This is a genomic window from Devosia sediminis (genome assembly GCF_016411825.1).
GTDB classification, from domain to species: domain Bacteria; phylum Pseudomonadota; class Alphaproteobacteria; order Rhizobiales; family Devosiaceae; genus Devosia; species Devosia sediminis.
In genome coordinates this window covers 12,916-25,698 of sequence record NZ_JAEKMH010000004.1, presented here as the reverse complement: position 1 = coordinate 25,698, position 12,783 = coordinate 12,916, and the positions used below count along the sequence as shown (strand labels likewise).

The following is a 12,783-nucleotide window of genomic DNA, read 5'->3' as shown; positions in this document are numbered from 1 at the left end:
CGCCTTCTGCGGTCTGGAATTGGTCCTCCGGTGGCCCCTTCGGGGTCTCGGCTCCAGCCCTAGCGGTACATGGATAATTTTTGGTTAGCCGCTCCGCGTGAGCAGGTGAGCGCCTGACGCCATGGCCTCCAGCACCCGATCGACCGCGTCGTCGCGGCCGCGCCCACCGACGTCGAGGGCGAAACCTTCGTATTCGCCCAGATCGGAAAATTCAGCGTGGAGGGACGCCACCACATCCGGATCACTGAGGCTGTCGCCGCCGCGTCGGACGCAGCGGGCCACGGCCTCATTGGCGGATGTGCGCAGCACCACATAGTGCAGGGCCAGGCCGAGGGCCTCGAAATGCGGCAGCGTCCAGGGCCGGATGACCCCGTCGAGCACGACGGCATAGCCGTTACGGGCATAGGTGCCCGCGACGCCTGCCGCAATGTCCATGATCATCTGGTTCTGCCGGTGCGATTCCGGCAGCCAGGGCTGAATGAGGCCGGTCTTGATATAGCCCCAGAAATCATCGGAGTGGAGGTGCACCTTGGGCACGCCGGGCCGGTGCGCCAGTGCCTCGGCGGTGGTGGTCTTACCCGAGCCGGGATGGCCGGACAGCAGCAGGATTTGACCGGCGACGAGGTCCGTCATGCCTTGCCTCCCAGAATATCCTTCATGCTCACGGTGGCGCTGCCGGGCCGCAGTGGTTTCTGCTGGCTTTCATGCGGCACCCAGCCGGCGATCCAGATGATTTCCAGCGTCGCGCGCACCCTTCCATCGGGGTCGCTGTCGCGCTCCGCATAGGCCTGGGCGGCAGCCGCGAGCAGCGTCCGCGTGGCAAATCGCCGGGGCCGGTCGGCCAGTGGATTGCTGGCGCCGAGCGCCTTGAGTTCGGCCATCAGCGCAAAGGGCGTCCCATAGCGCACGCGATGGGTTTCGACATCGGCAACCGGCAGTGCAAAGCCGGCGCGCTGCAGCAGGGCGCCAGCATCGCGCACCTGCGCCATGGGCGCCACACGGGCCGAGGCGCCGCCGGAAACCTGCAGATCGGCCGTGAGAAAGGCTTCGCGCAGTTCCGTGAGACTTTCCCCGCCGACAAAGGCTGCCATAAGCAGGCCATCGGGCTTGAGCAGCCGCCGCAGCCGCGCCAGGTGGCCGGGCACGTCATTGACTGCCTGCAGGTGCAACAAGCTAACGATGAGGTCCTGCTCGCCCTCGGGCAGATCGGGGAAGTCGGCGCCGGAGAATGCCTCCACCCGCTGCGCAGCAACCGGCCCGTTGGCGGTGAACAACGTCGCGGGCAGGATGGCGGCGTCCGGCCCGATCAGCACGGCGTGGGTGAAATCGCGCTTATAGGCGCTGAGGCGATCGGCCAGGTCCTCCAGCACGAGGTCGCGCACGAAATTGTCGCCACCCGGTCGCCGGGCGAGGTTGCGGACAATCTTGGCGTCATCAAAGAGGCGGGGCGGGGTGGTCATGGAAGGGGCTTTCGCCAAGGCCGCGTCAGGGGCAATATCGCCCTTATGAACAGCAGGCTTGGGGAAGTCAAAGAGATCGGCCTGGGGGCGCGGCTGGGGCAGGGCCTCGGCGCTATCGGTCGCGTGCTGCTCGATCAGCTCTATCCGCCCGCCTGCATCGCCTGCCAGGCGCCGTTGACGACCAGCGACGGTCTGTGCCCCCAATGCTTTGCCGGGCTGAGGCGGATTTCCGCGCCGCTCTGCCCGGTGCTGGGACTTCCCTTCGATGCCGATATGGGGCCGGGCGCCCACTCGGCCGAGGCGCTGGCCGACCCGCCTCCGTTCGAGCGGGCCCGGGCCGCCGTCTGCTACGGCGACATTGCCGGTACCCTGGTCAGCCGTCTCAAATATGGCGACCGCCCGGAGCTGGCGCGCTTCTGCGCCCGGCTGATGGTTGCTGCAGGCCGCGATTTCTGGGATGCACGGCCCATCCTCGTGCCGGTGCCGCTCCATGCCAGCCGCCTGCGTTTCCGGCGCTACAACCAGTCCATGCTGCTGGCCCGCGAAGTCGCTCGCCTCACGGGCCTCGCGGTCGATCCGCACCTTGTCCGGCGCCATCGCAATACTCGCCAGCAGGTGGGACTTTCGGGCGATGGGCGCCTGCGCAATGTGCAGGGCGCCTTTGCCGTTCATCCATCGTTCATCGAGCGGGTCCACGGCCGGCCCCTGGTCCTCGTCGACGACGTCTATACCACCGGCGCCACCGTCAAGGCGGTGACGCGGGTGCTCAAGCGCGCCGGCGTCGGCGAGGTGAACATTCTGACCTTTGCCCGCGTTGTCATCGGCGAGGATCTACCCATATAAAGGATCAACCCCCTGATTTCCGGAGCCGAAAACACCATGGCCAAGGTCGAAATCTACACGACGCCCACCTGCCCCTACTGCCACGCCGCCAAGGCGCTGCTGAGCGACAAGGGCGTCGATTATACCGAGATCACCGTGCTCGACCCCGATCTGCGCGAGAAGATGACGCAGCGCGCCCACGGCCGCCGCACCGTGCCGCAGATCTTTGTCGGCGACACCCATGTAGGCGGCTATGACGACATGGCCGCGCTCGATCGCCAGGGCGGCCTCGATCCCCTGCTGGCCCGGTAACGCCTTGAAAATCGCCGCAATTCAGATGCGATCGGGCCTCGATCCCGACGCCAATCTTGCCGCGCTGGAGCCTCTCCTGGCCGAGGCGGCAGCGCAGGGCGCGCGCTATGCGCTGACGCCCGAAGTCACGTTGATCTTTCCGGAAAACCGCGACCAGCTCCGCTCCGTCGCCGCGCCGTTCGAGGGTCACCCGCAGCTGGCGGTGGTTGGGGCACTGGCGAAACAGCACGGCATCTTCGTCCATATCGGCTCGCTGCCGATCCCGCTCGATGACGGGCGCTTCGCAAACCGCTCGGTGCTGTTCGGATCGGACGGAGCGCAGGTAACGACCTATGACAAGATCCATCTTTTCGACGCCGACATCGCTGGGCTCAACGCCTATCGCGAAAGCGCCACCTACAAGGGCGGCGAGCGGGCGGTGACGGCCCCGGTCGGCGACTTCACTCTCGGCTTTTCCATCTGCTACGACATGCGCTTTCCACGGCTTTACAATGCCCTCGCCAATGCCGGGGCCAATCTCATCGCGGTGCCGGCCGCCTTCACCGTGCCCACAGGCCAGGCGCACTGGCATGTGCTGTTGCGCGCCCGCGCCATCGAAACCGGCTCCTATGTCATTGCTGCGGCACAGGGCGGCACCCATGCCAATGGTCGCGCCACCTATGGGCATTCGCTGGTTGTCGATCCCTGGGGCAAGGTCATTGCCGAGCTCGATCATGATGAGCCGGGCGTGCTGGTCGCCGAGATCGATCCTGCCGCCGTCACCGAGGCGCGGGGCAGGGTGCCGGCGCTGGCTAATGCGCGGGACTTTGCCCTGCCGGGTGCGCAGGCATGATCCAGTATGCACTCCAGTGCTCCAACGGCCATCGCTACGAGGCCTGGTTCAAGAACGCCGCCGCCTATGACGAGCAGCAGGCGCGCGGCATCGTCACCTGTGCCCAGTGCGGTGATGCGCATGTCGAAAAGGCCCCGATGGCCCCCAATGTGGCGCGCACCGATACCGGGCGCGTGCCGCTTTCGGCAGCCCATCCCGAGGCGGCAAAGATCCGCGAGATGCTGCGGCTCTATCGCCAGAAGGTCGTGAGTGAGGCCGAGAATGTCGGCCCCCGCTTTGCCGAGGAAGCGCGCAAGATCCACTTCGAGGAAACAGAAGCGCGCGGCATCTATGGCGAGGCGACGCATGAAGAGGTGGCTGGCCTGATCGAAGATGGCGTCGATTTCCTGCCCCTGCCTGACGTGGGCGACGACAATTGAGCCTCTATGAGCGCAAAGGCTTCGATGCGGCGCTCGCCGCCCTGCCCGGCGTGACGTTTGTCGATCAGTGGGAGGCGCATATCGCCAAGGTCGGCAGCAAGGTCTTCTGTCTTCTCTCCGACGCGGCGCCGCATCGCCTGGTGTTCAAATGTGGCGAGGACAGTTTTGATATCCTGACCGCGCTCGACGGGGTCGAGCAGGCCGCCTATTTCGCCAAGCGGCAATGGGTGAGTGTCGTCCAGGGGTCCGATCTCACCGAGGCCGATCTTTTCGCCTATGCGTCCCGCTCGCACGCGCTAATCGCTACCGGCCTCACCAAGAAACTCCGTACGGAACTGGGCATAGCCTAGCGCCCTTTATTCAATACCATTGGAGACTCTGACATGACCAAACTCGACGCCTCCCTGTCGGGGCGCTTTGCCATTGGCGGCGACCTCGAGGTCAACCGCCTCGGCTTCGGTGCCATGCGCATCACTGGCAAGGGCATCTGGGGTCCACCGGAAAGCCATGCCGACGCCATTGCCGTGCTCAAGCGCCTGCCCGGGCTCAACGTGGATTTCATCGATACGACCGAAAGCTATGGCCCCTATATCAGCGAGGAGCTGATCGGCGAGGCGCTGGCGCCCTATGACAAAGGCACGGTCGTCGCCACCAAATCCGGGCTCACCCGCACCGGTCCCGATGAGTGGCACCAGGTCGGCCGGCCCGAATTCCTGCGCCAAGGCGTGATGACCAGCCTTCGCCGGCTCAAACTCGAACGCCTCGATCTCTGGCAATTGCATCGCATCGACGGCAAGACGCCGCGCCAGGACCAGTTCGAAGTCATCGCCGCCATGCAGAAGGAAGGGCTGATCCGCCATGCCGGCCTTTCCCAGGTCAGCGTTGCCGACATCAAGGAGGCCAGCAAGTACTTCAAGGTCGCCACGGTGCAGAACCTCTACAATTTCGCCAATCGGCAGAGCGAAGATGTGCTCGATTATTGCGAAGCCAATGGCATCGGCTTCATCCCCTGGTTCCCGCTGGCCGGCGGCGACCTGGTCGAGGGCCACGACAAGGCGCGCGCGATCATGGACAAGCATGGCGCCAGCGGCAGCCAGATCGCGCTGGCTTGGCTCCTCAAGCGTTCGCCCGTCATGCTGCCCATTCCGGGGACGGGCAAGGTCAAGCATCTCGAGGACAATGTCGCCGCAGCCGCGATCGACCTCAGCGACGAGGACTTTGCGGCGCTCGACGCAATCGGCAGGCGCTGACGATTTGGGGGATTAGGGTCGGCTCGATAGGGAGGGTGGAATCCCCGCTATCGAGCCTGACCAGGCCAGCAGACCTTGGCAGGCCGCTGGTTGGCTGGGCGGGGTACTAGCACTGCAATGGGGGCTTGTCACGCGATTGTCGCATGAAAGCACCGCTGGCGTTTGCGGCCCGGCGATCAGCGATAGATCAGCACGAGTGCAAAGCACAGCACCACGCCGGTACCGATCAGTGACATGTCGGCCGGGTAGCCGCTCAGGGCGACCCAGGCAGCGCCAGCAAGGGCGCCGCCACTGACGAGGGGAAGAAGTTTTTTGGAAAGTGCCGACATTCTTGTCTCCAGGTTGCCGGCACACTAGGTGCCGGCCCTGAAGGAAGGGCTCGGGATATCGCTACAATTTTATCCTTCGCGTCGACCCGACCGGCGCGGGCTCAGTTCCAGAGCTTGTCGATGGCGGCGGTATCGCGCACGGCGCCCTTGGCGGCTGAGGTCACCAGTGCCGCATAAGCCTTTAGGGCCGTGGTTACCTTGCGCTTGCGCGGATGCTCGGGCTTCCAACCCTTGGCATCCTGCTCGGCGCGGCGGGTGGCCATCTCGGCATCGGTCACCAGCACGTTCACAGTGCGGTTGGGGATGTCGATTTCGATGATGTCGCCTTCGCGGACAAGGCCGATGGCGCCGCCTTCGGCCGCTTCAGGCGAAGCATGGCCGATAGAAAGACCCGAAGTGCCGCCGGAGAAGCGGCCGTCGGTCAGCAATGCGCAGGCTTTGCCCAGGCCCTTCGATTTCAGGTAGCTCGTCGGGTAGAGCATTTCCTGCATGCCGGGGCCGCCCTTGGGGCCTTCATAGCGGATGACGATGACATCGCCTTCCTTGATTTCGTTGGAGAGGATCGCCTTGACGGTCGAATCCTGGCTTTCGAAGACGCGGGCCGGGCCGGTGAATTTGAGGATGGATTCGTCGACGCCCGCCGTCTTCACGATGCAGCCGTCGAGAGCGATATTGCCCTTGAGCACGGCGAGGCCCCCGTCCTTGGAGAACGGATTGTCCGGCGAGCGGATCGCGCCATTGGTGCGGTCGGTATCGAGCTCGGCCCAGCGGTTGGACTGGGAGAAGGCTTCCGTGGTGCGCACGCCGCCGGGCGCGGCCAAGTAGAAATTGCGCACCGCTTCCGAATTGGTGCGGGAAATGTCCCACTTGTCGATGGCGTCGCCCATGGTCGCGGCGTGGACAGTGGGTTCTTTGCGGTTGATGAGGCCGGCGCGATCGAGCTGGCCGAGGATGGCAAAGATGCCGCCGGCGCGATGCACGTCTTCCATGTGGACATCGTTCTTGGCCGGCGCGACCTTTGAGAGCACCGGGACGCGACGGCTCAGTGCGTCGATATCGTCCATGGTGAAATCGACGCCGCCTTCATGGGCCGCGGCCAGGATATGGAGCACGGTGTTGGTCGAGCCGCCCATGGCGATATCGAGCGCCATGGCGTTTTCGAAAGCCTCCTTGGTCGCAATCGAGCGCGGCAGCACGCTTTCGTCTTCCTGCTCGTAATAGCGGCGGGCGAGATCGACGATCAGGTGTCCGGCTTCCTGGAACAGGCGCTTGCGGTCCGAATGGGTGGCGAGGGTCGAGCCATTGCCCGGCAGGCTGAGGCCCAGCGCTTCGGTGAGGCAGTTCATGGAATTGGCGGTGAACATACCCGAGCAGGAGCCGCAGGTGGGGCAGGCGGCTTCTTCGACGGCCTGCACTTCCTCGTCGGTATAGTGGTCGTCGGCGGCCATCACCATGGCGTCGACCAGGTCGAGCGCCTGCAGCTTGCCCTTGACGATGGCCTTGCCCGCTTCCATCGGCCCGCCGGACACGAAGACCACGGGAATGTTGAGCCGCATGGCGGCATTGAGCATGCCGGGGGTGATCTTGTCGCAATTGGAAATGCAGACCATGGCGTCGGCAGTATGGGCGTTGACCATGTATTCCACCGAGTCCGCGATGATATCGCGGCTGGGCAGCGAATAGAGCATGCCGTCATGGCCCATGGCGATGCCGTCATCGACCGCGATGGTGTTGAATTCCTTGGCCACGCCACCGGCCGCCTCGATCTCGCGGGCCACGAGCTGGCCGAGATCCTTCAGGTGCACGTGACCGGGCACGAACTGGGTGAAGGAATTGACCACCGCGATGATGGGTTTGCCGAAGTCGCCGTCCTTCATGCCAGTGGCGCGCCAGAGGCCACGCGCGCCGGCCATGTTGCGGCCATGGGTGGTGGTGCGGGAACGATAGACGGGCATGACGAAATCCTCGGTGCGATACCGGTGGGGCCGGTTGAGTGGTCGGAATTCTTAGACCCATTCCAAGGCGACAGCAAGGAATATCCGTACCGTACCGTACGGTTCGGTTTGTGTCGAAATTGTCGAAGCGCGTCCGTTGCCCCCGTGTCAGTATCGCGAACCCAGCCCAAAGGAGGCCTTTCATGCGCTACTTCATGAGCATCATTCCCCCCGCCGATCTCAAGCCCGAGGACATTTCGCAAGGCCTGATGGACGCGATGGGCCCCTGGATGGACAGCCGCATCGCTTCGGGCGCCCTCATTTCCACCGGTGGTCTCAAGGGCGCCGAGGAGGGGCGGCGCCTCAGCGGCCATACCGGCACCATCATCGTCACCGACGGTCCGTTCTCCGAAACCAAGGAAGTCCTCGGCGGCTATGCCGTCTTCGAGGCGCCCGATATGGATGCGGCCGCCGCCCTGGCGGGTGAATTCATGCAGATGCATATCGACAACGGTATTCCCGGCCTTGTGCTCGAACTGCGCGAAATCGCCGGCGGCGCCAATTTCTGATCAGCAGCGGCGTTCGGGCGGCATGAGTTTTCCCGCCGTCCGGACGTCTTTGCCAGCTCGAAATGGAAGCTTTTCCGACAGTTCCAGGCCCTTGCCAGGACTGGTTCTGGCGGGGCTTGTGCCTATGGTTACCGAAGAAAAGCGTTATGAATCAATGGCCGGGGCCCGCTTTAACTAGGTCGGTTTACCACCCGGACGCTCGGCAGGGTGCGAGTAGGTAGAAGTTCGGATTTCCGGGATCGGAGACCGGCCGATGCTCTCAATCACGGTGGCACGCGCCATCGCCTCATTGGGAGATGATCATGTTGTACAAGCGTATGATTGCGGCCGTCATGGTGTCGGTCGTGTTGATGCCATCCATCGCGTCGGCCGAGGGCCTCTTGGGTGGTGTTCTGGGTGGCTCCAGCGATGGCGGCCTGCTTGGTGGTGTGCTCGGCGGCGGCTCGGACAATTCCAGCGTCCTGGGCGTCATCGGTGGCGGGGACAGCGGCGCCCTGATTACCCTCGAATCCGGCAATGCCGGCAATTCCGGACTCGTCAATCTCGGCCTCGGAGGCAGCGACGGGCTTGTGACCGCCAATGTCGGGGCCAATGATCCTGTCATCGGCGCCCAGGTCCTGGGTCCCCAGGGCATTGTCGACGTCGATCTCGACCTCGGCGACATCGACGCCAATGTCAATGTCGGCGGCCCCAACCTCATCGACGTCAATATCGGCCTGCCCAATGCCGGCAATGGCGGTAACGGTGGCAATGGCGGGAACGGTGGAAACGGCGGTAACGGCGGAAACGGCGGCAACGGCAATGGCGGCAATGGCGGGGGCAACGGCTCCAATGGCAATAACGGCAACAATGGCGCCGGCGGCAACAATGGCGGCAATGGGTCGATCATTACCCGCAACACCACGTCCGGTTCGTCCGGTATGAATGCTGCCTGCGAAGGCTACAACACCAACCAGTTGGTCGACGTCTTCAACAAGACCAGCATGCGCGACTGGCATCGCGCCATCGGCATCCAGCTCGTTCCGATCAAGGTCTGCGCCGATCTGCGGCGCCAGGTTGCGGCCTGGCTCGCCTCCAACGGCAACTACCACAACATGGTGGGCGCCGTGGCGCAGGACCCCCTGATCAACGCCGCCCTCAGCCGTACCCAGTACCGGCCAGGCCATGTGCTTGGCGTTCACCGGCAGGGGTCGACGCTGATGGTCTACGTGTTCTGATCCTGCCTCCGGTCAGACCGTAGCAAGCGGACCGGTCGCCATCCCCAGGGCGGCCGGTCTCGTCGTGTCAGGCGGCAGCGGGTCGCTCGGCCAGCACCATGTAGTTGACCGCCATGTCCGCCGAGGCGCGCCATTCGTCGGCCAGCGGATTGAAGGTCACTCCGGTCTGGTCGATCACCTTGAGGCCATTGCGCCGCAATTGCGCGCCGATCTCTTCCGGCGTCAGAAACTTCTTCCAGTCATGGGTGCCGCGCGGCAGCCAGCGCAGCACATACTCAGCCCCCACAATAGCCAAGGCCCAGGAGCGGGCGGTGCGGTTGAGCGTCGCGGTGAACATGAGGCCACCCGGCGCCACGAGGTCGGCGCAGCTCTTCATGTAGAGCGGCACATTGTCGACATGCTCCACCACTTCCATGTTGAGCACGACGTCAAAACGTTCCCCAGCCGCCACCAGCGCCTCGGAAGTCGTGGCGCGATAATCGATGGCGAGTCCTGCTTTCTCGGCGTGGATCCTGGCAATGGCGATATTGCGCTCGGCCGCGTCGATGCCGGTCACCGTGGCGCCCAGCCTTGTCAGCGGCTCGCACAGCAAGCCCCCGCCGCAGCCGACATCAAGGATACTGATGCCCTCGAAGGGCCGGATCGAGGTGGCGTCGCGGCCGAACTGGCGGATCAGGTGGTCGCGGATATAGGAGAGACGCACCGGATTGAACTTGTGCAGCGGCTTGAACTTGCCCTTGGGGTCCCACCATTCCTCGGCCATGGACGTGAATTTTGCGACTTCTGCGTCATTGACGGTGGTGGCGGTCATGGCGGGCTCCTTTGCCCGCCATATGACCCAGCCATCGTGGCATGGGCAAGACGCCGCCGCGTCGCATCAGGAGCCGGCTGCGAGCATCTCCCGGCGATAGACCGCCTTGTAGTTCCAGCCGCTCTGGACGCGCGGATCGTCGGGCACCGTTTCGAAGCCCTCCGGCTGGTCACTGAAGAAGAAGCGGTATTCGGTACCCGACGGCGCGGTGGCGAGCGCCTCGAGAAGAGCGGCAGGCATGGCAAAGCAGGGGCCACCCAGGCAGGTATCGATCACCAGTTCCCCCTCGTAGCGGGTGGCGCCGTCCCACCACTCCTGTGAGCGGACCAGGTCGTATCCCTGTATCGCCAAGCCCTCCTTGGGCGGGTGCACGAGAAAAGTGACGGTGCCGTCGCGCATGCGGTCGGCGCCCTCGCCAAAGGTCATCAGCCGCATTTCATCGCCCATGCTGACGCCGAGCACGGCGTAGAACCGCGTGCCCATGCCCAGCGCCTCGTAGCGGCCCGGCAGGTCGAGCAGGTCGAAGACCGGCTCGAAAGTGGGCGTGGCAAGCTGGTCGCGGAACCAACTCTCTCCGGGTGTGGCGGATTCAATGCGACGATAGCCGAATTGCTGCGCGATCATTTCAAAGAGGATCGTATCGGCGACGCCGAGCGAACTATCGATCAGCGACTGGAGATAGAAGCCGTTTTCTCCTTCGGCATAAAAGCCATAGGGATCGCCGTCGCCAATGAGCCCGCCGGCGCCACCAAGACCGCCGAGACTGTCGTCTCCGAAAATGCTGTAGCCGGTATCCCCGGTATTGGCCTCGTCGATCAGGGAGCGGGCGAGGACGCTGGCCGACTGGACAAAGCTCGGCCAGTTCGCCTCGCCGTAGAGCGGGCCGATCATGTTTTCGTAGGCCATTGCGGCATTCTGCTGCTCGGCGGTGATCTCTCCCAACTGGTAGGCGATCATCAGGTCGGCATAGACCATCTGCGCGATCTGGCCGCGCAGCGGCACGATCATGCTGCTGGTCCGCGCCGCGTCGGCGCAGTCGATGCCCGCTGCCGCCTCTCGTGCGGCCGCGTCATGGTCATCATACTGTTCCAGATACTGTTCCTGGGTCAGTTTGCCCGCAGTATAGGCGCCGTAGAAGGAGAGCGGTTCGAGCAGTTTCTCTTCGATGGCGCCGAGGCGGTGGCGCTCGAAGAAGGCCAGGAAATGACATTTGTCGTCGAGGGCCACTGCCGTGCGAAAATCGGTGAAGGCCTGCATCTGCGCATCCTGCGCAAAAGCCGGCATTGCCAGCAATGGCAAGATCGCCGCCAATCTCGAATACCGCTTCACCCTGTTTCTCCCCCAGAATTACATGATGGCAACAGACTATCGAAACAACCTGGCGGTCAATACTTCACTTTGATCATGTCGCGGCGCTGATGCCGGGATGCCCATTGATCGGCATTCGCGTTTGTCGTATGTCCGCGCCCAACAACAAGCGTACCGCCGGGTTCGGCGGTCGGCCCTTCAGATTTCCGGGGAAGCAATTGGCCCGTATCGTCGTCAAGTTCGGTGGCACATCCATGGCCAATATCGAACGCATCCGCCACTCGGCGCGCCATGTGAAGCGCGAGATCGACGCCGGCAACGAAGTCGCGGTGGTCGTTTCGGCCATGAGCGGCAAGACCAATGAGCTGGTCGGCTGGGTCAACGAGGCCAGCAAGTTCCACGACGCGCGCGAATATGATGCCGTGGTCGCCTCAGGCGAGCAGGTCACTGCCGGGCTCATGGCCATCGTGCTTTCGGAAATGGGCGTGCAGTCGCGCAGCTTTGCCGGCTGGCAGGTGCCCATCCATACCGATGACGCCCATGGCACCGCCCGCATTACCGGTATCGATCCCACCGAGCTCGACAAGCGGATGAAGGATGGCTGGGTGCCCGTCATCACGGGCTTCCAGGGCATTTCCCCGCATGGTCGCGTCACGACGCTGGGCCGTGGCGGCTCGGATACGTCGGCCGTGGCCGTGGCCGCCGCCGTGGGCGCCGATCGCTGCGATATCTATACCGACGTCGACGGCGTCTACACCACCGACCCGCGCATCGTGCCCAAGGCCCGGCGCATGACACGCATTTCCTTCGAGGAAATGCTGGAAATGGCCTCGCTCGGCGCCAAGGTGCTGATGATCCGCTCGGTGGAAATGGCCATGGCGCATAAGGTGCGCCTCCTGGTCCGCTCCAGTTTCGATGACCCGGACGCGCCGCAGATCGCGCCCGACGGCACGCCCGGCGTTCCGGGCACTCTCGTCTGCGATGAGGAAGAGATCATGGAAAAGCAGATCGTTTCGGGCGTGACGCTCGCCAAGGCCGAGGCCAAGATCACCCTGCGCGATGTCAAGGACAGCCCCGGCGTCGCCGCCGCCATTTTCGGCACCCTGGCCGACAAGGGCATCATCGTCGACATGATCGTGCAGAACATTTCCGACGATGGCGCCACCACCGACATCACCTTCACCGTGCCCGACAGCGAATATGACAAGGCCGTCAAGGCGCTCGAAGACAATGGCGGGCGCTTCGAATATGCGCGCCTTTCCGGCTCCAAGGGCGGGGCCAAGGTGTCGGTCGTGGGCGTGGGTATGCGCAGCCATGCCGGCGTCGCCTCCTCGATGTTCAAGGCTCTGGCCGACAAGGGCATCAATATCCAGCTCATCACCACGTCCGAGATCAAGACCTCGGTTCTGATCGATGAAGAATATGCCGAGCTTGCGGTTCGCGCGCTGCACACCTATTACGGTCTGGACAGACAGGACGCCTGACCCAGTCGAGGGGACTACGGGCCGCGTCCTTTGAAG

The 12,783-nt window shown here is 64.1% G+C and carries 16 protein-coding genes; 10 read left to right on the top strand and 6 right to left on the bottom strand.

The window, feature by feature from the left end; genetic code table 11:
- Positions 1 to 84: 84 nt before the first annotated feature.
- Both JEQ47_RS15850 and JEQ47_RS15845 read right to left on the bottom strand, forming a co-directional pair.
- Positions 85 to 633, bottom strand: a complete 549-nt coding sequence (locus tag JEQ47_RS15850; protein WP_198877407.1) for an AAA family ATPase — start codon at positions 631 to 633, stop codon at positions 85 to 87.
- Positions 630 to 1,460 carry a methyltransferase domain-containing protein gene (locus JEQ47_RS15845; protein WP_198877406.1) on the bottom strand — a complete coding sequence of 277 codons (831 nt, stop codon included), beginning with the start codon at positions 1,458 to 1,460 and terminating at the stop codon, positions 630 to 632. Before JEQ47_RS15845 ends, JEQ47_RS15850 begins: the two co-directional genes overlap by 4 nt.
- Before the next feature lie 45 nt (positions 1,461 to 1,505).
- Here JEQ47_RS15845 and JEQ47_RS15840 point away from each other — a divergent pair, with 45 nt between their 5' ends.
- The 6 genes from JEQ47_RS15840 to JEQ47_RS15815 are packed head-to-tail and all read left to right on the top strand — an operon-like array spanning position 1,506 to position 5,095.
- A complete protein-coding gene (locus JEQ47_RS15840) occupies positions 1,506 to 2,303 on the top strand; it encodes a ComF family protein (protein WP_198877405.1) in 798 nt (265 codons plus the stop codon).
- A 36-nt stretch (positions 2,304 to 2,339) separates the two neighbouring features.
- Positions 2,340 to 2,594 carry a glutaredoxin 3 gene (gene grxC, locus JEQ47_RS15835; RefSeq protein WP_198877404.1) on the top strand — a complete coding sequence of 85 codons (255 nt, stop codon included), beginning with the start codon at positions 2,340 to 2,342 and terminating at the stop codon, positions 2,592 to 2,594.
- 4 nt (positions 2,595 to 2,598) lie between these two features.
- The gene (locus JEQ47_RS15830; RefSeq protein WP_268905782.1) at positions 2,599 to 3,426 is read left to right on the top strand and encodes a carbon-nitrogen hydrolase family protein; all 828 of its coding nucleotides are present in this window, start codon (positions 2,599 to 2,601) and stop codon (positions 3,424 to 3,426) included.
- Positions 3,423 to 3,845, top strand: a complete 423-nt coding sequence (locus tag JEQ47_RS15825) for a DUF1178 family protein (protein ID WP_198877402.1) — start codon at positions 3,423 to 3,425, stop codon at positions 3,843 to 3,845. The genes JEQ47_RS15830 and JEQ47_RS15825 overlap by 4 nt, the downstream gene beginning before the upstream one ends.
- A complete protein-coding gene (locus JEQ47_RS15820; protein ID WP_198877401.1) occupies positions 3,842 to 4,195 on the top strand; it encodes an MmcQ/YjbR family DNA-binding protein in 354 nt (117 codons plus the stop codon). The genes JEQ47_RS15825 and JEQ47_RS15820 overlap by 4 nt, the downstream gene beginning before the upstream one ends.
- Before the next feature lie 33 nt (positions 4,196 to 4,228).
- A complete protein-coding gene (locus JEQ47_RS15815; protein ID WP_198877400.1) occupies positions 4,229 to 5,095 on the top strand; it encodes an aldo/keto reductase in 867 nt (288 codons plus the stop codon).
- 176 nt (positions 5,096 to 5,271) lie between these two features.
- On the opposite strand, the gene JEQ47_RS15810 is transcribed toward JEQ47_RS15815, so the two are convergent.
- Together JEQ47_RS15810 and ilvD are read right to left on the bottom strand one after the other, a co-directional pair.
- Positions 5,272 to 5,424 (bottom strand): hypothetical protein, encoded by a 153-nt coding sequence (locus JEQ47_RS15810; protein WP_198877399.1) that lies wholly within the window; start codon positions 5,422 to 5,424, stop codon positions 5,272 to 5,274.
- Between the two features lie 101 nt (positions 5,425 to 5,525).
- The gene (ilvD, locus tag JEQ47_RS15805) at positions 5,526 to 7,379 is read right to left on the bottom strand and encodes a dihydroxy-acid dehydratase (RefSeq protein ID WP_198877398.1); all 1,854 of its coding nucleotides are present in this window, start codon (positions 7,377 to 7,379) and stop codon (positions 5,526 to 5,528) included.
- A gap of 182 nt (positions 7,380 to 7,561) precedes the next feature.
- Between ilvD and JEQ47_RS15800 the strand changes: the two genes are divergently transcribed.
- Together JEQ47_RS15800 and JEQ47_RS15795 are read left to right on the top strand one after the other, a co-directional pair.
- Positions 7,562 to 7,927, top strand: coding sequence for a YciI family protein (locus JEQ47_RS15800; RefSeq protein ID WP_198877397.1), 366 nt, complete (start codon positions 7,562 to 7,564; stop codon positions 7,925 to 7,927).
- 302 nt (positions 7,928 to 8,229) lie between these two features.
- Positions 8,230 to 9,144: a hypothetical protein gene (locus tag JEQ47_RS15795; RefSeq protein ID WP_198877396.1), complete on the top strand. Its 915-nt coding sequence runs from the start codon at positions 8,230 to 8,232 to the stop codon at positions 9,142 to 9,144.
- 67 nt (positions 9,145 to 9,211) lie between these two features.
- Here the strand turns inward: JEQ47_RS15795 and ubiG are convergent, their stop codons facing one another.
- Positions 9,212 to 9,955, bottom strand: a complete 744-nt coding sequence (gene ubiG, locus JEQ47_RS15790) for a bifunctional 2-polyprenyl-6-hydroxyphenol methylase/3-demethylubiquinol 3-O-methyltransferase UbiG (protein ID WP_198877395.1) — start codon at positions 9,953 to 9,955, stop codon at positions 9,212 to 9,214.
- A 66-nt stretch (positions 9,956 to 10,021) separates the two neighbouring features.
- Entirely contained in the window at positions 10,022 to 11,212 is a 1,191-nt protein-coding gene (locus JEQ47_RS15785) for a hypothetical protein (protein ID WP_198877394.1), read from the bottom strand.
- On the opposite strand from JEQ47_RS15785, the gene JEQ47_RS15780 reads away from it, so the two are divergent.
- On the top strand, positions 11,199 to 11,357 hold the full coding sequence (locus JEQ47_RS15780) for a hypothetical protein (protein ID WP_198877393.1): 159 nt from the start codon (positions 11,199 to 11,201) through the stop codon (positions 11,355 to 11,357). The two genes, JEQ47_RS15785 and JEQ47_RS15780, sit on opposite strands and share 14 nt — an antisense overlap.
- 124 nt (positions 11,358 to 11,481) lie before the next feature.
- Positions 11,482 to 12,747 carry an aspartate kinase gene (locus tag JEQ47_RS15775; RefSeq protein ID WP_198877392.1) on the top strand — a complete coding sequence of 422 codons (1,266 nt, stop codon included), beginning with the start codon at positions 11,482 to 11,484 and terminating at the stop codon, positions 12,745 to 12,747.
- The last annotated feature ends 36 nt before the right edge of the window (positions 12,748 to 12,783 follow it).